Source organism: Schaalia sp. Marseille-Q2122 (assembly GCF_903645355.1).
In the GTDB taxonomy this organism is placed as follows: domain Bacteria; phylum Actinomycetota; class Actinomycetes; order Actinomycetales; family Actinomycetaceae; genus Pauljensenia.
In genome coordinates this window covers 401,602-423,459 of record NZ_CAHJXR010000004.1, presented here as the reverse complement: position 1 = coordinate 423,459, position 21,858 = coordinate 401,602, and the positions used below count along the sequence as shown (strand labels likewise).

General features: G+C 60.6%; 18 protein-coding genes and 1 tRNA gene. 16 read left to right on the top strand and 3 right to left on the bottom strand.

Annotation, left to right across the window (positions count from 1 at the left end):
• Positions 1–16: 16 nt before the first annotated feature.
• On the top strand, positions 17–1,369 hold the full coding sequence (locus HWX48_RS06175; RefSeq protein WP_175955629.1) for an MFS transporter: 1,353 nt from the start codon (positions 17–19) through the stop codon (positions 1,367–1,369).
• Between the two features lie 100 nt (positions 1,370–1,469).
• On the opposite strand, the gene HWX48_RS06170 is transcribed toward HWX48_RS06175, so the two are convergent.
• The gene (locus HWX48_RS06170) at positions 1,470–2,072 is read right to left on the bottom strand and encodes a DUF417 family protein (RefSeq protein WP_175955627.1); all 603 of its coding nucleotides are present in this window, start codon (positions 2,070–2,072) and stop codon (positions 1,470–1,472) included.
• A 243-nt stretch (positions 2,073–2,315) separates the two neighbouring features.
• Between HWX48_RS06170 and HWX48_RS06165 the strand changes: the two genes are divergently transcribed.
• The 11 genes from HWX48_RS06165 (at position 2,316) to HWX48_RS06115 (ending at position 15,309) form a co-directional block, all read left to right on the top strand.
• The gene (locus HWX48_RS06165) at positions 2,316–3,659 is read left to right on the top strand and encodes a replication-associated recombination protein A (protein ID WP_175955625.1); all 1,344 of its coding nucleotides are present in this window, start codon (positions 2,316–2,318) and stop codon (positions 3,657–3,659) included.
• A 146-nt stretch (positions 3,660–3,805) separates the two neighbouring features.
• Positions 3,806–4,429 carry a 30S ribosomal protein S4 gene (rpsD, locus tag HWX48_RS06160; protein ID WP_124867618.1) on the top strand — a complete coding sequence of 208 codons (624 nt, stop codon included), beginning with the start codon at positions 3,806–3,808 and terminating at the stop codon, positions 4,427–4,429.
• A 107-nt stretch (positions 4,430–4,536) separates the two neighbouring features.
• Entirely contained in the window at positions 4,537–7,227 is a 2,691-nt protein-coding gene (gene alaS, locus HWX48_RS06155) for an alanine--tRNA ligase (protein ID WP_175955623.1), read from the top strand.
• Between the two features lie 5 nt (positions 7,228–7,232).
• Positions 7,233–7,697, top strand: coding sequence for a Holliday junction resolvase RuvX (gene ruvX, locus HWX48_RS06150; protein WP_175955710.1), 465 nt, complete (start codon positions 7,233–7,235; stop codon positions 7,695–7,697).
• 15 nt (positions 7,698–7,712) lie between these two features.
• Positions 7,713–9,485 (top strand): endolytic transglycosylase MltG, encoded by a 1,773-nt coding sequence (gene mltG, locus HWX48_RS11230; RefSeq protein WP_254872985.1) that lies wholly within the window; start codon positions 7,713–7,715, stop codon positions 9,483–9,485.
• Positions 9,482–10,363, top strand: a complete 882-nt coding sequence (locus tag HWX48_RS06140) for a shikimate dehydrogenase (RefSeq protein WP_175955621.1) — start codon at positions 9,482–9,484, stop codon at positions 10,361–10,363. The genes mltG and HWX48_RS06140 overlap by 4 nt, the downstream gene beginning before the upstream one ends.
• Before the next feature lie 15 nt (positions 10,364–10,378).
• Complete coding sequence (locus tag HWX48_RS06135) at positions 10,379–11,059, top strand: A24 family peptidase (RefSeq protein WP_175955706.1); 681 nt, start codon at positions 10,379–10,381, stop codon at positions 11,057–11,059.
• Between the two features lie 145 nt (positions 11,060–11,204).
• Positions 11,205–12,053 (top strand): indole-3-glycerol phosphate synthase TrpC, encoded by an 849-nt coding sequence (gene trpC, locus HWX48_RS06130; protein ID WP_175955619.1) that lies wholly within the window; start codon positions 11,205–11,207, stop codon positions 12,051–12,053.
• A 90-nt stretch (positions 12,054–12,143) separates the two neighbouring features.
• Positions 12,144–13,157: a prolipoprotein diacylglyceryl transferase gene (gene lgt, locus HWX48_RS06125; protein WP_175955617.1), complete on the top strand. Its 1,014-nt coding sequence runs from the start codon at positions 12,144–12,146 to the stop codon at positions 13,155–13,157.
• A gap of 91 nt (positions 13,158–13,248) precedes the next feature.
• Complete coding sequence (pyk, locus tag HWX48_RS06120; RefSeq protein WP_175955615.1) at positions 13,249–14,694, top strand: pyruvate kinase; 1,446 nt, start codon at positions 13,249–13,251, stop codon at positions 14,692–14,694.
• A 390-nt stretch (positions 14,695–15,084) separates the two neighbouring features.
• Positions 15,085–15,309, top strand: coding sequence for a hypothetical protein (locus tag HWX48_RS06115; RefSeq protein WP_254872984.1), 225 nt, complete (start codon positions 15,085–15,087; stop codon positions 15,307–15,309).
• A gap of 131 nt (positions 15,310–15,440) precedes the next feature.
• Here HWX48_RS06115 and HWX48_RS06110 read toward each other — a convergent pair whose 3' ends face one another.
• A complete protein-coding gene (locus tag HWX48_RS06110; RefSeq protein ID WP_175955613.1) occupies positions 15,441–16,031 on the bottom strand; it encodes an ANTAR domain-containing response regulator in 591 nt (196 codons plus the stop codon).
• 65 nt (positions 16,032–16,096) lie between these two features.
• Between HWX48_RS06110 and HWX48_RS06105 the strand changes: the two genes are divergently transcribed.
• Together HWX48_RS06105 and HWX48_RS11225 are read left to right on the top strand one after the other, a co-directional pair.
• Positions 16,097–16,170, top strand: a tRNA-Leu gene (locus HWX48_RS06105).
• Positions 16,171–16,570: 400 nt separating this feature from the next.
• Complete coding sequence (locus HWX48_RS11225; RefSeq protein ID WP_175955611.1) at positions 16,571–17,020, top strand: excalibur calcium-binding domain-containing protein; 450 nt, start codon at positions 16,571–16,573, stop codon at positions 17,018–17,020.
• Positions 17,021–17,048: 28 nt separating this feature from the next.
• Here the strand turns inward: HWX48_RS11225 and HWX48_RS06095 are convergent, their stop codons facing one another.
• Positions 17,049–17,441, bottom strand: coding sequence for a PaaI family thioesterase (locus HWX48_RS06095; protein WP_368483982.1), 393 nt, complete (start codon positions 17,439–17,441; stop codon positions 17,049–17,051).
• A gap of 52 nt (positions 17,442–17,493) precedes the next feature.
• On the opposite strand from HWX48_RS06095, the gene polA reads away from it, so the two are divergent.
• Together polA and rpsA are read left to right on the top strand one after the other, a co-directional pair.
• Positions 17,494–20,244 (top strand): DNA polymerase I, encoded by a 2,751-nt coding sequence (gene polA, locus HWX48_RS06090; protein WP_175955608.1) that lies wholly within the window; start codon positions 17,494–17,496, stop codon positions 20,242–20,244.
• Between the two features lie 143 nt (positions 20,245–20,387).
• A complete protein-coding gene (rpsA, locus tag HWX48_RS06085; protein ID WP_175955605.1) occupies positions 20,388–21,848 on the top strand; it encodes a 30S ribosomal protein S1 in 1,461 nt (486 codons plus the stop codon).
• The last annotated feature ends 10 nt before the right edge of the window (positions 21,849–21,858 follow it).

The window sequence follows — 21,858 nt, the reverse complement described above, 5'->3', positions numbered from 1 at the left end:
TCAAAGGAGATACACCATGAGTGCAGTTGAAGCAGCCGTTGAGCCCCGCTCACGAATGCCAATCTTCCTTCAGCGAGGTCGAATCGGAGGTTTCCTCTCTGTCGTGCTCGCAGGCCAGCTGACCTACGTCTCATTTGAGGCCTTTAAAGGATCCCTGCTTTTGCCACTGACCGAAGCGCTGGGCATCGGTGTCGATCAATTCGGCATCCTCATGGGGTGGATTGGCATTGCGATGTTCTTCTATGTGCCTGGCGGCTGGGTGAACAACCGCTTCACTATTCGCTCCATCCTCGTGGCATGGTGTTCCTGGCGTCTGGCGACCTTCCTGATCCTCTTCCTTGTCCCCAGCCTCTCTTTCAACGTCATGGTGTGGATCGCAATATCCTGGGCGATCTGGGATGCCATCGGTTGGCCCGCAGTCGTGAACGGCGTGGCTTTCATGGCCCAAGGCGATCAGGGTAAAGGCCGCGGCCTGGCTATGGGCCTGCTCGAAACCCTGCGCCGCGGGCTTGAGTTCCTCATGAACCTCGTCGTGGTCGGTGTCCTCTTCGTCTACCCCGAACACTCGGTTGCGGTGATGAGGGGCTTCGGCGTTGGCTACGCACTGCTGCTGATCCCACTGATCTTTGCGATCCTGCGCTTCGTTCCCAAGAACGCTATTGCGCACGACGAAAAGTCCGGCTCGACCAACGTGGCCGCCCTCAAGGGCCTCGTTCACGTTCTGCTTCAACCACGTTTGTGGCTCGCCGGCCTGGCTGGTCTGGCCCTGTACTGGACCTACGTTAACCTCATCTATTCCTCGGCCCCCTACGTCAAGCTGGTCTACAACGCCTCCGACGCTGCAGCCGGTGCTTTTGGCATCTTCAATACCGGCTTCATCGGCATTGTCGCAGGCCTCGTCTCCGGCCTCATCGCCGACTACGTGTTCAAGTCATCCACCATGATGATGGGCGTTGCGCTGACCCTGACAGCCGTGGGTGCCGGCATGGTCTACCTACTGCCTCACGATCCCAGCATGATGTGGCCGGCAATGATTCTGCTCATGATCATGGCCGCTGGCATCTTCATGGGGAAGGCGGTGATCCTCGCCCCCATCGCAGAACTCCACCTTCCTGAAGAGATCAATGGCTCCGCAATGGCTGTCGGATCTTTCCTGGTCTATGCTTCGATCTTCTGGGGCAACCCCATGACGGCAGGCATCGTCGAACGCCACAAGGACAATGCCTACGTCGGCTACCAGCAGATCTTCCTCATCACTCTTGCTGTGGCCGTGGTGGGTGCTCTGTGCGCATTCACCCTACTCGCAATCAACCGACGCATCGAAGCGAAAACAGCACATGCGGCGGCCTCGACAGCCCCCGTAGAGTAAGCCGATAGCGCCAGATAGCACACAACAGAAAAGGCGGCTGCACACCACAAGGATGTGCAGCCGCCTTTTCACTACAGACCTTGTCTGTACTGGACAGTACTCAGGCTGCGCGACGAGCTTCCATCTTCGCCAGAGCCTTCTTCGCGGACTCGGAAGCCAGAACGATGGAGGCACCGAGCATGATGGCGTCCTTAATGACGAGGCGGCCGGGGACAGCCAGGTATGGGAAGCCGTGGTGCTGGTCGCCCAGGTCAGGCACCCACACCTCGGGGGTGGTGATGAGGAAGGACAGGGTCACCAGGGACATGCCGAACAGCAGCACGCCGCCAACAGCGCCGACGGTGGGGGAGAACCAGTGTGCGGCAAGAAGGACGGCGATGAGGACGATGGTGATGCCAACGAAGTAGGCGGCAGGGTAGGTGCCGTTGGCGACATGCCAGGCTTCCTTTGCGGGGTCGACAGCGCCTTCCGGCATCTTGTTGGCGGCGTAGTTGGCAGGGTCGGACAACATCCAGCGGAAGAAGGGGGAGTTTGCCATGAAGGGGACGATGCCGCGGCATTCGTAGGGGGCGACCTTGAGGACGCCGATCCATCCCAGGACAACGATGGCGCCGATACGGAGCATGGTCATGCCGATACGGTCCAGGTTGCTGAGGAAGTGGAGGGAGCGGCTGTAGAGGCTCGAAGAGTGTGCAGTGCTCATAGGATTGTGTCCTTCTATTTAATGGGGAATTGTGGTCCCCGTGTTTGCGTTATTCATCATAGGAAACTTTCGCCAATACTTCATGCTTTTAAGTTCAAGTAATCCTGCTCTGTTTGAGCACACTATCCGCTACAAATCCCGAAAAACTGCGACTCTCAGCTCCCGTCCCCTGCAAACAACCGACGCCAATCGAAAGGATGTGTGACAGCACTCAGAAAAGGAAAATCCGACTAATCTAGGACCATGGACCTTTTCGATACGCACAGCCTGGATACCACCGGAGTCCCCGAGTTCTCCGCATCCGCACCCCTGGCCGTGCGCATGCGCCCCCGCACGATTGACGAGGTCGTCGGCCAAAGCCACCTTCTCGGAGAGGGCACCCCTCTACGCCGCCTCCTTTCCCCCACAGCACAGGGACGCCCACCGGCCTCGTCAGTCATACTGTGGGGCCCGCCGGGAACGGGTAAAACCACCCTGGCCTACCTGGTTGCCAAAGCCTCCGGGCGTCGCTTTATCGAAATCTCTGCGGTCTCATCCGGTGTTAAAGACATCCGCGATGCCGTCTCCGCAGCAAAACGCCACCTCATGTCAACGGGGGAGGAAACGATCCTCTTTGTCGATGAGGTCCACCGCTTCTCCAAATCCCAGCAGGACTCACTCCTGCCCGCTGTGGAAAACCGTTGGGTGACGCTCGTGGCAGCAACGACTGAGAATCCTTCCTTTTCCGTCATCTCGCCGCTCCTGTCACGCTCGCTACTGCTGACACTCGAACCCCTTGAGGAATCCGACGTCCTCGCCCTACTCGACAGAGCCTTGGCCGACGAACGCGGCCTGGCAGGAAAGTGGGAATGCGGCGACGCCGCCCGCCACGCCCTCGTTCGACTCGCGGGCTCTGACGCACGAAAGGCACTCACCCTGCTTGAAGCGGCGGCCGGAGCAGCCTCGGAGATGGATAGCACCAGTATTGAGGTCGCCCACGTTGAAGCGGCCGCCAACCATGCCCTCATTCGCTGGGATCAAGACCAGCACTACGACGTCACCTCAGCCTTCATCAAATCCATGCGAGGCTCCGATGTCGACGCTGCCATCCACTACCTCGCACGGATGATCGAAGCGGGGGAGGATCCTCGCTTCATTGCCCGGCGCATCATGATCTGTGCCGCTGAAGACGTTGGCATGGCAGCCCCCGACATTCTGGGTATCACCGTCGCAGCCGCTCAAGCCGTGGCCATGATCGGCATGCCAGAGGCGCGTATCCTCCTGGCGGAAGCGGTCGTTGCCGTCGCCACCGCGCCCAAGTCCAACGCCGCTTACCTCGCCATCGACAGAGCTCTAGCTGACCTGCGAGCAGGAAAAGGTGGTCCCGTGCCACGCCACCTGCGCGACGCCCACTACGCGGGAGCAAAGAAACTCGGACACGGCCAGGACTACCAGTACGCTCACGACGCGCCCCATTCCGTGGCCGCCCAGCAGTACCTGCCCGACGACCTGGAAGGCGTGGAGTACTACACGCCCACACAGAACGGGAATGAGGCGATGATCACGAAGCGTCTGGCAGTGATTAAGGAACTGCTCAACATGCGCTAACATTGCAGGGTTGCCTTTTACGGCAACACCCCCTGGGGTCTTAGCCGACATCCACACCTGCCCAGCAGGACGCGGATTGGAGTTGACCCCGTGCCGGTACCACAAGGGTGCTGGCATGACAGAAGAAACAGGAAAGGGCCACCACTATGGCAGGCAACCGCTCCCGCAAGCAGGTGCGCGAATCACGCGCCCTGGGTCTTGCACTCACCCCCAAGGCAGTGCGCTACTTCGAGAAGCGCCCCTACGGCCCCGGCGAGCACGGCCGTTCCCGCCGCCGCCAGGAATCCGACTACGCCGTTCGTCTGAAGGAAAAGCAGCGTCTGCGCGCTCAGTACGGCATCCGCGAGGCTCAGATGCGTCACGCCTTCGAAGAGGCACGTCGCACCGCCGGCCTGACCGGTGAGAACCTCGTTGAGCTCCTCGAAATGCGCCTCGACGCCCTGGTTCTGCGTGCAGGCTTCGCCCGCACCATCCAGCAGGCACGTCAGGTCGTCGTTCACCGTCACATCATGGTTGACGGCAAGATCGTTGACCGCCCCTCCTTCCGCGTCAAGCCCGGCCAGACCATCCAGGTCAAGCCCAAGTCACAGACCACCGTTCCCTTCGAGATCGCTGCCGCTGGCGTGCACCGTGACGTACTGCCCGCCGTTCCGGACTACCTGTCCGTCGAACTTGAGCGCCTCAAGGCCACCCTGGTGCGTCGCCCCAAGCGCGCTGAGGTCCCCGTGACCTGTGACGTCCAGATGGTCGTCGAACACTACTCTCGCTGATATAGCGATATTGACGGACCCCGGGAGCATCCACGTGCTCGCGGGGTCCGTCCATTCCCACAGGCGAAAATTCCTGAACCCACCCGTGCCGTATAAGATGAGGACTCATGCGCACCTCTGAGATTCGTACTCGCTGGCTTGACTACTTTGCTTCCAAGGACCACGAGATCCGCCCCTCCGTTCCGCTGATCTCCCCCGACCCGTCGATCCTTTTCACCATCGCGGGCATGGTCCCCTTCATCCCCTACATCACCGGTGTTGAGCCAGCACCGTGGCCCCGCGCAGCCTCCGTGCAGCGCTGCATCCGCACCAACGACATTGACAATGTCGGCCGCACCACCCGCCACGGCACCTTCTTCCAGATGAATGGCAACTTCTCCTTCGGAGACTACTTCAAGGAAGGCGCCATCGACTTCGCATGGGAATTGCTCACCGGCTCCCAGGAAGAGGGCTTCTACGGTCTTGACGGTGACCGCATGTGGGTGACCCTGTGGGATGAGGACGCTGAGTCCTACGACATCCTCACCCGCAAGATCGGCCTCGATCCTGCACACATCGTTCGCCTTCCTCGTGAAGAGAACTTCTGGGACCCCGGCCAGCCCGGCCCCGCCGGCCCCTGCGCCGAATGGCACTACGACCGCGGCCCCGCCTACGGCCCCGAGGCCGTTGGCGGCACAGTCGACCCCGGCGGCGACCGCTACCTTGAACTGTGGAACCTCGTCTTCGACCAGTACATGCGCGGCGAAGGTCAGGGTAAGGACTACCCGCTGCTCGGTGAACTCGACAAGAAGGCCATCGACACCGGTGCTGGCCTGGAGCGCCTGGCCTGCGTCCTGCAGGACAAGCCCAATATGTACGAGATCGACCAGGTGTACCCGGTGATCGCCGCCGTTGAGGAAATGACCGGCCGTAAGTACCAGGACGATCCTGAATCCGACATTCGCATGCGTGTGGTCGCCGACCACATCCGCTCCTCGATGATGCTCATCTCTGATGGCGTGCGCCCCGGAAATGACGGTCGCGGCTACGTGCTGCGCCGCCTGGTCCGCCGCGCCATCCGCTCCATGCGCCTGCTGGGTATGGATGCCGCCGCACTGCCCACCCTCTTCCCTGTCTCCCGCGACGCGATGGCTCCGACCTACCCCGAGCTCATCGACAACTGGGACACCATCGCAGACGTTGCCTACGCTGAGGAAGATGCCTTCCGCCGCACCCTCGCCTCTGGCACCACCATCCTCGATGCGGCCGTGAAGGCCGTGAAGTCCTCCAAGAACGAGGGCGGCCCCGCACTGCTGTCAGGCGAATCAGCCTTCACCCTGCACGACACCTACGGCTTCCCCATTGACCTCACCCTGGAAATGGCTGCCGAACAGGGCGTTGAGGTTGACGAGGCTGGCTTCCGTGCCCTGATGAATGAGCAGAAGGAACGCGCCCGCGCCGACGCTCGCGCGAAGAAGACCGGACACACCGACGTTCGCGTCTTCCGGGACATCGAAAAGCAGATGGGTGGCGGCTCAGACTTCGTGGGCTACACCGACGAAGCGTGCGAGGCCATCGTCGAGGCCCTGCTCGTTGACGGTGTTGCGGCCCCCGCCGCCACAGCTCCGGCAGAGATCGAAGTCATCCTCAACCGCACCCCCTTCTACGCTGAGATGGGCGGCCAGCTGGCCGACCACGGCGTCATCCGCACCGCTGATGGGGCTGTCATTGAGGTCCACGACGTTCAAGCCCCCATTAAGGGCATGGCCGTACACCGCGCAAGCCTCACCGAAGGCACAGTGACGGTCGGCGAGAAGGCCTGGGCTGAGATTGATTCCGCCCGCCGCCTTGCCATTGCTCGTGCCCATACCGCTACCCACATGGTCCACAAGGCCCTGCATGAGATCGTTTCCGAGCAGGCCACCCAGGCCGGCTCAGAGAACTCGCCCTCGCGTATGCGCTTCGATTTCCGCCACAGCTCCGCCCTCAGCGGCGACCAGATCGGTGAAATCGAATACCGCGTGAACGACCGCCTGGCTGAAGACCTGCCCATTACGACCGAGATCATGAGCATTGACGAGGCTCGTGCCGCCGGGGCAATGGCCCTCTTCGGTGAGAAGTACGGCTCTGAGGTGCGCGTGGTCTCCATCGGCGGAGACTGGTCGAAGGAATTGTGTGCTGGCACCCACGTCCCCGCAACAGGCAATATCGGCCGCGTTGCCCTGCTGGGCGAAGGCTCGATTGGTTCGGGTGTGCGCCGTATTGACGCCCTCGTGGGCGATGGCGCGTACAGCTTCCAGGCCAAGGAGCACGCCCTCGTCTCCCAACTGACCACCATGGTCGGTGGCCGCGCCGACGAGCTGCCCGGACGCATTGAGTCACTGCTGGCCAAGCTGAAGGAAACCGAACGCGAACTCGACCAGATCCGCACCGCTGCTGCGCTGGCTCGCGGCGCTCAGATCGCTGAGCAGGCCGTTCGCCGTGGCAAGGCTTTGGTGGCCGCGCAGCTCTTGGGCGACATGCCCTCGGCTGACGCAATCCGTGCCCTCGCCCTTGACGTGCGCGACCGCCTCGGTGATGCTGAGCCCGTCATCGTCGCGCTCATCGGTCTGGTTGGCGGCAAGCCCTCGCTGGTGGTTGCCACCAACGAGGCCGCCCGCTCGGATTCCTTCAAGGCAGGTGCCCTCGTGCGCATTGCCTCGAAGATCCTCGGTGGCGGCGGCGGTGGTCGCGACGATATCGCCCAGGGTGGAGGCACCGACGCAAGCGCCGGCGATCAGGCGGTCTCCGCTCTTGTTGAGGAGATCGGACGCCAGTGAGCGACATCCGTAGGGGAGTACGTGTCGGCGTCGATGTGGGTACCGTCCGCATTGGCGTCGCACGTACCGACCCCGAAGGAATCATCTCCATCCCCGTTGAGACCCTTCAGCGGGCAGATGATGGCAGTGAACTTGACCGCCTAGTGGACATCATCAATGAGTTTTCAGCGATTGAGGTCGTGGTCGGTTTACCTCGTCATCTCAAAGGAACTGAAGGAATTTCCGCTAAGGGCGCACGCCGCTACGCGCGCAGAATCTGCCAAAGGGTGCCAGAAGTCCGTGTGTGTATGGTTGATGAACGATTAAGCTCTAATCAAGCTCATGAGCGACTGCGTATGTCGGGCTTGAGCGAAAGAGACCACCGTCCTGTTATTGATCAAGTTGCCGCTCAGATCATTCTTGAGACTGCACTTGAGCATGAGCGGATGAGCGGGCGCCCGCCAGGTACTACCATCGACATGGAACACTGAAAGGGAGGATCCACCATGGTCACACAGCGCGATCCTGAGATGCCTTTCCCCAGCAGAAGCGAATACCAACGCAAACTCCGTGAGGCCGAAAGCGCCGCACAAGAAACCGCGCCACCACTGCAGGGAGAGCACGGCACTCCTGACTCTGTCACCGATCGCCCCGCTGAGTTCGACCAGGTGGGCCCCACATTCGTTCCCCCTCAGGCGCCACAGGCCGACGTCGATCCCGAATTGCTCGCCGAGCAAGAGGCCTTCGAAGCTGCTGAACGCGCACTCGAAGAAGCCAGCCAACGCGCTGCCATTGAAGACATGCACGCTATCGCCACGGGCTTTGCCCCTGAAGAGGACAAAGTAGACGGCGATGACGCCTCCCGCGCACCTCAGGAAACCTTCATTCTCGAAGAGACGCGCCCCTACCCGCCAGCCCTCCTCAACCAGGCCTACTCTGCGCTGCCACGCCCCGCACATAGCGCTCCACCTGCAAGGGTCTTCTGGGAAGAGCCTCAGGCGTCGGCACCCACACCTGAAGCGGAGGCACCTGCAGACCCTGTCACGACCGCCCCCGTCCCAGTTGCTCCCGCACCTGCGGCCGCTGAGGAAAATCCCCTCTTCACTTCGCTGGCATCCCCTGCAGCTGCTTCTGCGTCTGTGCCTTCGGAAACCACGGGCATGCGCTCACGCCGACTCGAAAGTGAACGCGCGAAGGCAAAGAAGCGACGCTTGTGGCGCCGCGTTCGCACCGTCATCACCATCCTCCTTGTCCTGGGTCTTATCTCCGGCGCGCTGTGGTTCGCGTGGACGCAGATCGCAGGCGACGGAGGCGTTGAAGACGTTGACGACTACACGGGTGCTGGCCACGGCGAAACCCAAGTAACCGTCTTCCAGGGCGAGTCGGGCACAGACATTGGTGCCAAGCTCGTTGAGGCCGGCGTCGTCAAGAGCACCAGCGCATTCATCCGCGCCTTCGAAGCCAATCAGGCTTCCGCCAATATCTGGCCGGGCACCTACACGCTGCGTCTTGAAATGAGCGCCGCCGACGCTCTCGCCGCCCTCTTGGATGAAGCCAATCGCTCGGATAACACCGTCACCGTCAACCCCGGGCAGACCCTCAACCAAGTGGTGAAGAAGATCAGCGAGGTCACTGATATCAGCGAGGCCGACGTCAACGCCGCCCTAGCCGACACGAGGGCCCTGGGTCTTCCCGACGTCGCGGGGGGCAAGATCGAAGGCTGGCTTGCTCCCGGATCCTACGAGATCTCAGCCAACGAAACCCCCCTAAGCCTCCTGTCTCAGATGATTGCTGCGCGCGTGAAGCAGCTAGACGACTTGAAGGTCCCCGAGGCCGATCGTCAGACGCTGCTGATCAAGGCATCCATCCTTGAGCGTGAGGTGAACATTGTGGAGTACCTGCCCAAGGTTGCCCGCGTCATCGAAAACCGTCTGGCGGATCCCTCCGGGGAAACCGTTGGCAAGCTGCAGATGGACTCCACTGTCCTTTACGGCGTGGGAAAGACCGGCGGCATCCCCAACGCTGAAGATCTGGCCAACGATAACCCCTACAACACCTACCTCCACCCGGGTCTGCCCGTTGCGCCCATCGCCCAGCCCTCCGTTGAGGCTATTGAGGCGATGATGAAGCCCGCCGACGGGCCATGGCTCTACTTCGTCACGATCGACCTCGATACGGGCGAAACACGTTTTGCACCCACGAAGGCCGAACACGACGCCAACAAGGCACTCCTTGACGCTTGGTGCGCTGCGAACCATCCAAAGTGTGAACAACAATGACGTGGGCTGCGGTCATTGGTTCTCCGATTGACCACTCGCTCTCACCGGTCCTGCATCGCGCGGCATGGGACTCGCTTGGAATCCCCGCTTCCTGGACTTACCGACGCGAGGAAGTCACGGAAGAGACTCTGCCCGCTTTTGTTGCCACACTTGATAACGACTGCCTCGGGCTGTCCGTCACTATGCCCTGCAAGCAGGCGGTCATGCCCCTGTGCGACGCGGTTGACCCTCTGGCTCAGGCCGTAGGCGCGGTCAACACGGTGATTAACGCAGGCGGACTCCTCACCGGCTTCAATACTGATGTTCATGGAATGGTTGCGGCGATCCGCCAGGCCCGCGCCCATCAGGATCTCCCAGCGCCCTCTCGCGCCCTCGTTCTGGGCGCACGCGCTTCAGCCTCTTCCGCGCTGGCTGCCCTCGGCACACTAGGTGTCACCGACATCCAGGTTGCCGCGCGGCGTTTTGGCGGCCCCGGATCGGCGGTGCTCGCAGCAACACGCCTGGGACTAACCCTTGAACACGTCCTGTGGACGCGGGACGAGGACGTTGCCGCCGCCCTCTCTCAAGCAGACATCGTCATCTCGACCATGCCAGCGGGCGTCACTGACGAGCTCGCCGCCCGCATTACTGCGGGTGAGGTTCGTATAGGCCCTCACGCTACCCTCCTCGACATCGTGTATTCGCCGCTGAATACGCCACTGGTGGTGGCCTGGCGCCAGGCTGGGGGAGTGGTTGCACACGGCCTTGACATGCTCCTCCATCAGGCTGCGCTGCAGGTCCAGCTCATGACCGGCCGCGAACCTGACCTGCAGGCCATGCACACTGCCCTACAGGCAGCTCTTCCTGGCCAGCACGCCGACGCCTCCCTGGGAAGGTGATCGTCGGTGCGTCTCATGGAAACGCTGAGCACAGAGGTGTCGCTGCTCGTCGCCCTCGTCATGTGGGCGATCGTTGGACTATGGATGTGGCGCTGGGGGTGGCGAATTCAACGACGCTACCTCGCTGAATTTGACCGCGCCCCCCTGTCACGTACCGCCATCACATGGATCTCCGCCATCGTCGGCGCACTTACTCTCATCGCCGCCCATGAACGCCCCGGCGCGCCAGCAATTGTTGTCGTGGCAATGGTGGGTGTCATCACCTCCTGGGTGGATGTCGCCACCCACCGGCTTCCTCAGCGCTACACCTACGTCATGGCCTTGGGCGTCCTCGTCGGCCTGGGAACCGCGCTGCTCGTTGACGATGTGGCCCCACTTCGACGCCTGCTCTACTCCGTCCTCGGTGCGCTCATCTGGTTCATCCCACTCTGGATCGGCAACCGCCTCCGCAGCGGTATCGGCAGGGGAGACGTCACCCTCGCACCGGTCCTGGGAGCCATGGTCGGCATGCTCGGCCCCGAGCCTGCACTAGCCTCACTGGTACTGACCTTCGTCTCAGCGGGACTGGCGGCACTCTGGCTCGTCGTCGTCGAATCCACCTCGGCTCAAACTCGCATGGCATTAGGGCCGTGGATGATCGGTTCAGCGATCGTGGGGCACGTCCTCTGGGGCGTCATTCCCGACTGGCTTGCCTAAATGGAGGGACAGACTACCGTAGCCGCGCCATAAATGTGCAGGATATGGTGGCATGAGATGAGCGGTGAGCGCATCGTGGAACGGATTAGGTTGTCGCCACCTCGGGGATTAGCATCATGCTCAAGACAACGATGGGAGGCGCTGAGTGTCCGTCCTCGATGACATTATCGTGGGCGTCCTAGAAGACGTTCACGACCGTGAAGTCTTGATTCCCATGGAGGAGATCAAACAACGCGCTCAACGCGCGCCGGACGCCATTGATGCATTGACGCGTTTTCGCTCGCAAGAGGGCGCCTGCTCCCTCATCGCTGAGATTAAACGCGCTTCCCTCTCTCAAGGCCCATTGGCCCCGATTCCTGACCCAGCCGCCCTCGCCAAGCTGTACGAAGAGGGCGGAGCCTGCGCGATTTCGGTCCTCACTGAAGGGCGAATTTTTCAAGGCAGCCTTGCGGACCTGGATGCAGTTCGATCGGTTGTCAATGTTCCTGTGCTCCGAAAAGACGTCATCGTCACCCCCTACCAGGTTCACGAGGCGCGCGCCCACGGGGCCGACATGGTCCTGCTCATCGCAGCCGCCCTCGAACAGCCTGCCCTGATCTCCCTCCTGGAACGCATCCACTCTTTGGGGATGACAGCGCTTGTGGAAACACACTCGAGGCTCGAAGCTTTGTGCGCCCTTGACGCCGGCGCACAGATTATTGGTGTCAACGCTCGAGACCTGACAACCCTTGAGGTCGACCGAGATATTATCGAGCAGGTCATTGACGTCATCCCCTCAGATGTCATTGCCGTCGCAGAGTCATCCGTCTGCGGCCCCCACGATGTTTCCGAATTCGCAAAATGGGGGGCGGACGCCGTCCTCGTCGGTGAGGCACTTGTCACATCAGCGACGCCATTTGAGGCAGTGCGCGACATGGTCTCAGCCGGTCAGCACCCTGCTTTACGCGCCGATAGGAAAGCCCGTGTGCGCGCAGCTCGTCAGGATGATCGCTAAGAACGCGCTGCCTCTGACATTATTGACTTCAGATTCACCTATCTCACTTGATGAATAACGGCGTCGCTAGGACGCTTCGAAGGAAGATTCATGCACGTGCCCTCCCTGTTGCCCATGCCAATCCCATCCCCCTCCCAGAGCGTGTGGTGGCTTGGCCCGATTCCCCTGCGCGCCTACGGCATCCTCATTGTTCTGGGGATGTTTGTCGCCATCTACATCGGAAAGAAGCGCTACGCGCAACGCGGTGGCGACGGTGAATTGCTCTATGACATCGCCATGTGGGCGATTCCTATGGGTATCGTGGGCGCGCGCCTCTACCACGTCATTACGACGCCAGATGATTTCTTTTCCTCTTGGGAGGCAATGGCCGCGATCCCCAGGATCTGGGAAGGTGGCCTGGCGATTTGGGGTGGCGTCAGCGCGGGCGCCTTGGGTGCTTGGATTGCAGTGCGCCGCGCAGGTCAGCGCATAGGTCCCCTCGCCGACTCCCTCGCTCCCGGTATCCTCGTCGCCCAGGCTATTGGACGCTGGGGAAACTGGGCCAACCAGGAGCTTTTCGGCTCTCCAACAACCCTGCCGTGGGGCTTGCAGATTGATGACGCCCACCTTCCTCCGGGGTATGAGTCCGGCACTCTCTTCCACCCAACCTTCCTGTATGAATCCCTGTGGAACGTCACGATGGCGATCATCATCGTCATCCTTGACCGCCGTTTGAAGTTCCGTTCGGGCCAGGTGTTCACCCTTTACCTCATGGCTTATGGAACGGGCCGCATCATTATGGAAACCATGCGGCTAGATGAGGCGCACGAGTACCTCGGCATCCGCTTGAACGCGTGGACCTCGATCTTTGCGATCCTTCTGGCCTGTGTCCTCTTCGTCTACTTCCAACGCCGCGAGCAGCCGACCACCCTGACCGCTGAGGAGCGCGAGCACGCTGAGCGTCGCGCACAGGAACGCAAGGCGCGCGAGGAGGGCCGTCAGCGCAAGGCTCCCACCGCCGAGGAATCCGATCCTGCCGGGGACGTGGAGGGGGCTGAAAAGGCCGCAGACAAGACTGACGAGGGCGTCGGCGCAGATGAGGTGGCGGATGGGCCGCGGGGATGACCGCTTGTAGAGGTGTGTCGTGCGTTGCTTATTGCGCACCTGCCGTTGATGCCGATAGAGGAAAACGCTTGAGGACGATAGGATAGACACTATGCGCCGAGCAAAGATCGTATGTACCCTTGGACCTGCCACTTCGTCTCCTGAACAGGTTCAGGCACTTGTTGACGCAGGCATGGATGTTGCCCGTATTAACCGTTCCCACGGTACGCCTGAAGAACACGAGGCAATGATTGAGCGCGTTCGTCGCGCATCCCAGACTTCCGGCCGTGCGGTCGCTATCCTCGTTGACCTTCAGGGGCCCAAGATTCGTCTTGAGACCTTCGCTGAAGGCCCCCAGTACCTCGAGATCGGCGACACCTTCACCATCACCATCGAGGACGTTCCCGGCACCAAGGAACGCGTCGGAACCACCTTCAAGGGCCTGCCCGGCGACTGCCGTCCCGGCGACCGCCTGCTCATTGACGACGGTAACGTCGCAGTGCGCGTCATGGAGGTCACCGACACTGACGTTGTCACCCGCGTTGAGGTTCCCGGCTACGTGTCCGACCATAAGGGTCTGAACCTGCCCGGTGTTGCCGTATCCGTCCCAGCCCTGTCCGATAAGGACCGCGAGGACCTGCGTTGGGGCCTTCGCGTCGGCGCTGACTTCATTGCCCTGTCCTTCGTGCGTAATGCCCGCGACGTTGAAGACGTCCACGCGATCATGGACGAAGAGGGCGTGCGTCGCCCTGTCATCGCCAAGATTGAAAAGCCCCAGGCCGTTGAGGCCATTGATGAGATCGTGGAAGCCTTCGACGGCATCATGGTTGCCCGCGGTGACCTTGGTGTGGAAATGCCCCTCGAGGTCGTTCCCCTGGTGCAAAAGCGCGCCATTGAGTTGGCCCGCCGCGCCGCAAAGCCGGTCATCGTCGCCACCCAGGTCATGGACTCGATGATTAAGAATCCTCGTCCGACCCGCGCGGAAGCCTCTGACTGTGCTAATGCCATCCTTGATGGCGCCGATGCTGTCATGCTCTCAGGCGAGACCTCGGTGGGCGCGTTCCCAATCGAAGCTGTTCGCACCATGGCACGCATTATTGAAAACACTGAGGAAAACGGCGGTGAGCGCATCGCCTCCCTCGGCGCTTTCATCCCTGATCGTCCCTCGGTGATTTGCCAGGCGGCATCAGCGATTGGTGAGCGCCTTGAGGCAAAGTACCTCGTGACCTTTAGTCAGACTGGTTCAACGGCACGGCGCATGTCGCGTCTGCGTACCGCCATTCCGATGCTGGCCTTCACCCCGCTTGAGTCCACGCGCCGTCAACTTGCCCTGTCCTGGGGTGTACAGACCTACCGTGTTCCTGAGGTTCGTCACACGGATGACATGGTGTGGCAGGTGGACCAGGTCGTGCAGTCGGCTCGCCTTGCCGAGGTTGGCGACGAGCTTGTGATCGTTGCTGGTATGCCTCCGGGCACCGCTGGCTCCTCCAACCTCATTCGTGTTCACCAGGTCGGTGACGAGGTTGATTACTCCGTGGGCGGCTCCTCTCAAGCCTGAGAGTCCCGTCACTTACGCAAGGAAGTATGCCGCCTCGGGTTGCACACTGCACCCGAAGGTGGCATATTTTCATGCGGAAGGTTTCGCTCCCTTCCCTTCCGGTTGAGCATTCGACCTGCAGCGCGCGGACAGTGCGTGCAGTTCATTCCCTCGTGAATGCCACCGGCCTCTCCGATAGTCCTCAGAGCGCATGTGGATGTGCACATGCTCTGCGGTAGCGCCACAGTCCGACGACGGTGAGTCACTGTGCGAGCCAAACCGCGAGGATGACATAAGGGGGACCAATTCAGGTGACATATCGCCTGAGTATCCAATGATCGTCAGATCGAGTTGCCTGTGCGCCATCTGCACATACTTCCTGACGATGACGAAGAAGATGATAGTGAGAAGATGATGAACGAATTGAATACGATGACGACTGTTTCGGTCTACGACCTGAACTTTGACCGTCAAGCCAAGAACCTCAACGCCAGCAATCTGTCGGATGCTGTGCGCCCCTGGTTCGAAGACTGGAGTGACGCGTCCATCCGCCGTGCGATTGCGAACCTGAATGTTCCTGCACTGCGCGATCAAGCAGCCGAATATCTGGGTCTTGAACTCCAGATCGCTGCCTAAGACGTCAACGATGGTGGGCCACCCCTTTATGGGGTGGCCCACCATTATGTTGTCAGCGCGTTCTTACGCCCTCATCCTCACTCAGCACGATGAAAGTTCGCGCAGCCCAGTGGGGAAGTGGCGGAGAAATGTCAGTCCTCGACCTGGGCGATCACGGCGTCGGCGACCTCACGCATGGACAGGCGACGATCCATTGAGGTCTTTTGGATCCAACGGAAGGCTTCGGGTTCGGTCATGCCCATGTTCTTCATGAGCAAGCCCTTTGCACGGTCCACGCGCTTACGGGTCTCGAAGCGGTCGGAGAGGTCGGCGATTTCTTCTTCAAGGGATTCGATTTCCTGGTGGCGTGAGATTGCGATCTCAACGGCGGGAATCAGATCGGCCGGGCTGAAGGGCTTGACGACATAGGCCATGGCGCCTGCGTCGCGGGCTCGCTCAACCAGTTCCGTCTGGCTGAAGGCCGTGAGCATGACAACAGCGCAGGAGAGCTCCTTGAGGATCTTTTCTGCTGCGGAGATGCCATCCATCTTGGGCATCTTGACGTCCATGACGCAAAGGTCAGGCTCATGCTCAAGAGCAAGCTGAACGGCTTCTTCGCCGTCAGCAGCCTCAGCAATGACTTCAAAGCCTGCCGCAGTAAGTGTTTCTACGATGTCGAGACGAATAAGGCTTTCGTCTTCAGCAACTAGAACACGGCGTGGTTCATTCAGCTCGGATGTCATTTCGCTTCCTCGGTTTGTCTGGATTGCGACTCTATCCTATCCTTGTTGAAGCGCGTTTGCGTATAGCCCCGATAGCCCAATTGGCAGAGGCGGTCGGCTCAAACCCGGCTTGTTGTGAGTTCGAATCTCACTCGGGGTACATCAGCAGGACACGCGGCATCAGAAATGATGCCGCGTGTCCTCCTGTTTTCAGTGCTATGTCGCAAGCTCAGGGCGAAAGTTGGCTCTTGGCCGCAGCGCCGTGCGCCTATTCGCGGTGGTGAGTCATAGCGGGTCGCTACGGCAGAGTATTGGAGTGCGGGCACCATCCTCGCCTCTTTGTGAACTATGCTACAGATGTGTTCTAAGGTGTTTTCAGTGATTGCCCTCTCATTTTCCCATCACACATTTGAGGCATCCCGATGAACACTCCACGCCAAGTAGAGTTCGCCAACGATCCAATGAACCTCCTGACCGTTGACCGCCCCAGCAATCAACACAAACGTGACGGCGACGCAGCGACATAGCAGCCAAAGAACAAAGGACTTCGCTGCACCTACGTGGGCCTGCAAATCCAGGTGAAGGCGAAGTATGGGCTGTGGGTGACGCAAGCCGAAAAGGATGCCATTCTTCGCGTCCTCGACAAGTGCGCCACCACTGCCACCGACAGTGCCGCGCCCACTCCCGCTCCAACAAATGACGCGCCAACGCCCCCGGAAGACTCCAACACTCAGTTCCACGGCCTTGTGCGCGAATCGGAACCTTCGCCGACCGTTGAGGAGCCCGCACTTGCGCAGGTACCTGAACCGACTCCTGAACCGGCAGCGGCTCCCGAACCTGTCTACGAAGAACCGGTCGTTGAGCAGCCTTCCTTCGAATACGCGAATTGCTGCGCTGTGTGGCAAGCGCTCGGGCGCTCCATCTGGGCTGGCGAACCCGGTTTCCATTCCGGTCTTGATGGCGATGGAGACGGTAAGGGCTGCGATCGTCACCCCCTAAAGTGTCACTAAACAGCAGGGATTGAGGGCGCCTGCGTCCCTAATCAGCGCGGCGCGGGATCAAACGATTCGAGATCCTCGCCGTTGAAATCAGGCGGCCGCCCTCGTCCTCGATGCGGACCAAGTGAACGGTAGAGGTACGCCCAAGGTGTTCCGGCACTGCCGTGGCCGTGACGGTCCCTTCGCGCGCAGTGCGCAGGTGAGAGATGGACAGTTCAACGCCAACGACAATGGTCTGATCGTCACGGACTGCTGTCGAGGCCGCCAAGGAACCCGCTGTCTCTGCCAAGGCGGCCGTTGCGCCGCCGTGAAGGATGCCAACGCGCTGCGTATTGCCCTCCACCGGCATGCGCACCACGGTGCGTTCAACACTGTGCTCAAGCACCTCCATTCCCATGCGCTCCATGAGTGTTCCAGGGAATGTGAGACCCACCGCATGCTCGTAGAGTGACGCAGAGGAGTGTTTCGACGGGTTTTTTTCGCTCATGGCATCTAGGGTGTCATGTGTGAAGGACACTCTGCTAGTAATTGACGGTCACTCGATGGCGTTTCGCGCCTTCTACGCTCTGCCCGCAGAAAATTTCCATACCTCCACGGGCCAGCACACCAACGCGGTCTACGGGTTTATCTCCATGCTCGTGCGCCTGATCGAGACGGAAAAGCCGACGCATATCGCAGTGGCTTTTGACCTATCACGTCATTCCTTCCGCACGGATATCTATCCCGAATACAAGGGCACCCGTGATGCCACGCCCGAAGAGTTCAAGGGCCAAGTCGAACTCATTCAAGAGGTCCTCAGCGACATGGGGATCCGTTGGCTCACCAAGGACGGTTACGAAGCGGACGACATTCTTGCGACCCTCGCCTTTGAGGGGAATCAGCGCAACTGGCGCGTCCTCGTCGCTTCGGGCGACCGCGACTCCTTCCAGCTCGTCACCGACAATGTCACCGTGCTCTACCCGGGGATGAGCACCGCCGACCTGCGCTACATGACCCCTGAGGCCGTCGAGGCTAAGTATGGGGTGCCCCCTTCGCGTTACCCTGAGCTTGCCGCCTTGGTGGGGGAGAAGTCCGATAATCTCCCCGGTGTTCCCGGGGTGGGTCCCAAGACTGCTGCCCAGTGGATCGTCAAGTACGACGGACTGGAGAATCTGCTCAACCGCGCTGACGAGATTGGCGGCAAACGAGGCGAGGCTTTGCGTGAGCATGCCGAGGATGTGCGTCGCAACCGTCAGCTCAACCACCTCCTGACCGACTTGGATGTCGGCGTTGGCCTCGAGGATCTGCGCCGCAGCCCCACGAATAGGCAGGGCATCAACGCTCGCTTTGATGCCCTGGAGTTTGGTGGACTGCGCGAACGCGTCTTCGCTATCGCCGCCGCTTCCGACGGCACGCCCATTGACGAGGCTCCCGCAGGCGACGATGCGCTGTCGGCACCCGCAGACGAGAATGAAGGCGCTGCGTCGATCAGTCCCGAGGTGGCCGTTCAGCCTTTCGACGCAGATGTCGTTTCTGCGCATGCCGCTGCGCATGAGGGCGAAAACTGGGCGCTCATTATCCAGGGGCGGACTGCTCCCGCTCAGGGCGACGCCCATTACGTGGCGGTAGCCTGCGCCGGGGCTGCTTTCGTCCTCGACTGTGTCGACGCATCGGCTCCGCAGCTCCAATCCCTCAGCGCGCTTTTAGAGAATGCTCCCCTCATCACCCACGCCGGAAAATCCGTCTGGCATGCCCTGAAGGGCCGCGGCATTGATTGTCCACTGCCGGTCTTTGATACCGAGCTGGCGGCCTACATCCTCCATCCTGAACAGCGCTCATACGAGATCGCCACCCTCGCAGAGCTGTACCTGCACCACCACATGGACTCGACTGACGGCAGTGATGACGGCCTATTCTCCCTCTCAGCTGACGGGACGAGCCTGTCTGATGATATGCAGCGCCTGGGGGCGCAGGCTGGGGTCCTCCTTGCCCTCGAACCTGTATTGTCGGCGTTACTTCGGAAAGATAAGGCGCTGGAGCTCCTCACCGACATGGAGTTGCCTGTCCAGCGCACACTGGCAGTCATGGAAGACCGGGGGATCGCCGTCGATACGCACGCCTTGGAGGCATTGTCGTCGTCCTTGGGGAAGGATGTCGATCAGGCTCAGGCCGATGCGTGGACGGTCATCGGCCACGAGGTGAATCTGTCCAGCCCCAAGCAGCTTCAGGTTGTGCTCTTTGAGGAGCTCAACCTCCCCAAAACAAAGAAAACCAAGACCGGATACACGACGAATGCCGAGGCCCTTCAAGCCCTCTTCGAGCAGACCGCGCACCCGTTCCTTGAGCATCTGCTGACCCACCGCGATCGCATTAAGCTCAAGCAGATGGTCGAGACACTGCGTCAAACGGTGGCCGATGACGGACGTATCCATTCGACCTTCTCTCAGGTGGTTGCAGCCACTGGGCGTTTAGCTTCGTCGGATCCGAATCTTCAAAATATTCCCGCACGTACTGAGGCAGGCCGTCAGATTCGTGATGCTTTTGTCGCGGGGGAGAGCTTTGATGCCCTCCTGAGCGCCGACTACTCACAGATTGAAATGCGCATCATGGCGCACTTGTCTCAGGACGCGGGCCTCATTGAAGCCTTCAATTCGGGTGAGGACCTGCACCGAACAATGGCCGCAATGGTCTTCCACACGCCCGTTGATGAGGTGACCCCAGAACAGCGTTCGCGTATTAAGGCCACTTCCTACGGCTTGGCTTATGGCCTCTCTGCTTTCGGCCTGTCGCAGCAGTTGAAGATCTCCGTGGGGGAAGCTTCGGAACTTCGGGAGCGCTACTTCCAGCGTTTCGGCGGTGTGCAGCGTTATCTTGCTGACATTGTTGAACAGGCTCGTATTGATGGCTACACGCAGACAATGTTTGGGCGGCGGCGTTATCTGCCGGATCTGAATTCCTCGAATCGTCAGTTGCGTGAGATGGCTGAACGCGCAGCCTTGAATGCACCGATTCAGGGCAGTGCTGCTGACATCATTAAGATCGCCATGGTTGCTGTTGAGAATTCACTCGTCAACGATGGTTTGTCCTCCCGTCTTCTGGTGCAGATTCACGACGAACTGCTATTGGAAGTGCGAGACAGTGAACGGACGCAGGTTGAAGCTCTTGTGCGCGAACACATGGGGTCGGCTGTGTCGATGAGTGTGCCCCTGGATGTCGCGGTCGGCTGGGGGCGCAGCTGGAAGGATGCTGCGCACTGAGACGCGCGCCCTGAAGTGGGTGTGGGAATCGCCGAAGACTGTTAGGATGATAGAGGTGCCCAATCTGGGCTGTGCATGCAGCGAGGAGCGGGAACCAGAATTGTCCAACTATCTATCCAGTCCGTTTCGGAGTACACAACTACATGACCACGACCACCTCGCAGCCGGGCATCAGCACTCCTCAGGTTGCAGTGAACGACATTGGGTCCACCGAGGACCTGCTCGCCGCCATTGATGAAACCATCAAGTACTTCAACGATGGCGACATCGTCGAGGGTACTGTCGTCAAGGTCGACCACGATGAGGTCCTCCTCGACATCGGTTACAAGACCGAAGGTGTCATCCTCTCCCGTGAGCTCTCCATCAAGCACGACGTCGATCCCGATGACGTTGTCGCTGTTGGCGATCAGATCGAGGCTCTTGTTCTTCAGAAGGAAGACAAGGAAGGCCGCCTGCTTCTGTCCAAGAAGCGTGCACAGTACGAGCGCGCTTGGGGCCAGATCGAAAAGGTTAAGGAAGAAGATGGCGTCGTTACCGGCACCGTCATTGAGGTCGTCAAGGGCGGCCTGATCCTCGACATCGGTCTGCGTGGCTTCCTCCCCGCTTCCTTGGTTGAGATGCGTCGCGTCCGCGACCTCCAGCCCTACATTGGTCGTGAGCTTGAAGCAAAGATCATTGAGCTCGACAAGAACCGCAACAACGTGGTTCTGTCTCGCCGCGCTTGGCTCGAGCAGACCCAGTCCGAGGTCCGCACCAACTTCCTGCACACCCTGCAGAAGGGCCAGGTCCGTAAGGGCAACGTTTCCTCCATCGTTAACTTCGGTGCATTCGTTGACCTCGGTGGCGTTGACGGCCTCGTTCACGTCTCCGAACTGTCCTGGAAGCACATTGACCACCCCTCCGAGGTTGTCGAGGTTGGCCAGGAAGTCACCGTTGAGGTTCTCGACGTCGACATGGATCGCGAGCGCGTCTCCCTGTCCCTCAAGGCCACCCAGGAAGATCCGTGGCAGGCATTCGCCCGCACCCACGCCATTGGTCAGGTTGTGCCCGGTAAGGTCACCAAGCTCGTTCCCTTCGGCGCATTCGTGCGCGTCGAGGACGGCATCGAGGGCCTGGTTCACATCTCCGAGCTCGCTCAGCGTCACGTTGAGCTGCCCGAGCAGGTTGCCAAGGTTGGCGATGAGGTCTTCGTGAAGGTCATCGACATTGACCTTGAGCGTCGTCGCATCTCCCTGTCCCTCAAGCAGGCTAACGTCGGCGTTGATCCCACCACCGACGACTTCGATCCTTCGCTCTACGGCATGGCCGCTGAGTACGACGAAGACGGCAACTACAAGTACCCCGAAGGCTTCGATCCTGAGACCCAGGAATGGATGGAAGGCTTCGAGGCTCAGCGTGAGGCTTGGGAAGCTCAGTACGCAGAAGCTCAGGCACGTTGGGAAGCCCACAAGGCTCAGGTTGCTCGCGCCCTCGAAGAGGATGTTGAGGCTGCCCCCACCGTTGAAGAGCAGGCTTCCTACTCCACCCCCGTGGACACCGCAGGCACCCTCGCCTCGGATGAAGCCCTCGCAGCCCTGCGTGAGAAGCTGACCTCCTCCAACTGAGGTTTTCTCA

Coding starts and splice junctions, on each gene's coding strand:
- HWX48_RS06170 (WP_175955627.1), bottom strand. CDS start 2,072: ATGAGCACTGCACACTCTTCGAGCCTCTACAGCCGCTCCCTCCACTTC.
- pyk (WP_175955615.1), top strand. CDS start 13,249: ATGCGCCGAGCAAAGATCGTATGTACCCTTGGACCTGCCACTTCGTCT.
- HWX48_RS06135 (WP_175955706.1), top strand. CDS start 10,379: ATGGAAACGCTGAGCACAGAGGTGTCGCTGCTCGTCGCCCTCGTCATG.
- HWX48_RS06115 (WP_254872984.1), top strand. CDS start 15,085: ATGATGAACGAATTGAATACGATGACGACTGTTTCGGTCTACGACCTG.
- rpsD (WP_124867618.1), top strand. CDS start 3,806: ATGGCAGGCAACCGCTCCCGCAAGCAGGTGCGCGAATCACGCGCCCTG.
- HWX48_RS06165 (WP_175955625.1), top strand. CDS start 2,316: ATGGACCTTTTCGATACGCACAGCCTGGATACCACCGGAGTCCCCGAG.
- HWX48_RS06175 (WP_175955629.1), top strand. CDS start 17: ATGAGTGCAGTTGAAGCAGCCGTTGAGCCCCGCTCACGAATGCCAATC.
- alaS (WP_175955623.1), top strand. CDS start 4,537: ATGCGCACCTCTGAGATTCGTACTCGCTGGCTTGACTACTTTGCTTCC.
- mltG (WP_254872985.1), top strand. CDS start 7,713: ATGGTCACACAGCGCGATCCTGAGATGCCTTTCCCCAGCAGAAGCGAA.
- lgt (WP_175955617.1), top strand. CDS start 12,144: ATGCACGTGCCCTCCCTGTTGCCCATGCCAATCCCATCCCCCTCCCAG.
- HWX48_RS06110 (WP_175955613.1), bottom strand. CDS start 16,031: ATGACATCCGAGCTGAATGAACCACGCCGTGTTCTAGTTGCTGAAGAC.
- rpsA (WP_175955605.1), top strand. CDS start 20,388: ATGACCACGACCACCTCGCAGCCGGGCATCAGCACTCCTCAGGTTGCA.
- polA (WP_175955608.1), top strand. CDS start 17,494: ATGGCATCTAGGGTGTCATGTGTGAAGGACACTCTGCTAGTAATTGAC.
- HWX48_RS06140 (WP_175955621.1), top strand. CDS start 9,482: ATGACGTGGGCTGCGGTCATTGGTTCTCCGATTGACCACTCGCTCTCA.